Origin of the sequence: Enterococcus sp. DIV1298c (assembly GCF_017316315.1) — a bacterium.
In the GTDB taxonomy this organism is placed as follows: Bacteria; Bacillota; Bacilli; order Lactobacillales; family Enterococcaceae; genus Enterococcus_B; species Enterococcus_B mangumiae.
Genome location: NZ_JAFLWG010000029.1, coordinates 1 through 1,061 on the forward strand (window position 1 = coordinate 1; position 1,061 = coordinate 1,061).

1 protein-coding gene is annotated in these 1,061 nt (G+C 38.7%); it reads left to right on the top strand.

The window, feature by feature from the left end:
• Nucleotides 1–20: 20 nt before the first annotated feature.
• Nucleotides 21–1,061: ISL3 family transposase (locus JZO83_RS07820; protein WP_207115418.1), on the top strand; the 1,041-nt coding region annotated here is incomplete at its 3' end.

Sequence of the window (1,061 nt, forward strand, 5' to 3'; positions counted from 1 at the left end):
AAGGAGGGATTACCTCCCATGTGATTCATGGTCGCTTAGATTACACTCCCTCTTGTTGTACAAGATGTGGGATTAAAAACGAAGGACAAGTAATTAAGTATGGTACTCACCAAACCACGATTCAATTACTGCCGATTCGTTCCAACAAAACTGTCTTAAGTCTTAAAAAAACTCGCTTTCTATGTAAAGAGTGTGGCGCAACTTTCTCTGCTGAAACTTCTTTAGTCGATCGCAATTGTTCGATTTCTGTCGACTTGAAACGAAAAATCATGGCAGAATTAGCGATCAACTCCAGTAGAAAAGACATTGCCATCCGGTACTTCGTATCGGATGTAACGATTTTACGCATTATGAAAGTCGCCGTGAAGAACGTGAAACTCCGCTTTGACTACTTGCCTTCTGTTCTTTGCTTTGATGAATTTAAAGCGATGAAATCTTGTGTTGGGAAAATGAGCTTTATCTTCATGGATGGCCAAACCAATCAGATTCTAGGTCTTCTTGAAAGTCGTAAACTTGCTTATTTACGTACCTATTTCTCTCGCTACACCCGTCAAGCAAGAGAAAACGTCCAATATATCGTCATGGATATGAACGCTCCTTATTTTGAATTAGCGAAAAGTATTTTTCCCCATGCACAAATTATCACGGATTGCTTTCATATTATCCAACATATCCACCGGTCATTGAACCATTTACGGATTCAAATCATGAACACGTATCGCAAGATCGATCGCCTGAAGTACAAACGATTCAAACGTTTCTGGAAGTTGCTTCTAAAGGATTCTTATCTATTAAATAGCTCTCATTACCGTTATGATTATTCCTTTAAGCGACCAATGACTGAAAAAGCGATTGTCGATGAATTACTAAGCTATGATTCCACCTTGAAGCTGGCTTATGACACCTGCCAACTCCTTCTTTATCATTATAAACAAAAGGATACGAACTACTTTTTCGAAGTGGTGAACACCTTAGATACACAACTTCCTGAGTGGTTTCGTAAGAAACTCACTTTCTTCAATAAATATAGAACAGGTATCGAGAATGCCTTTCAAACACCC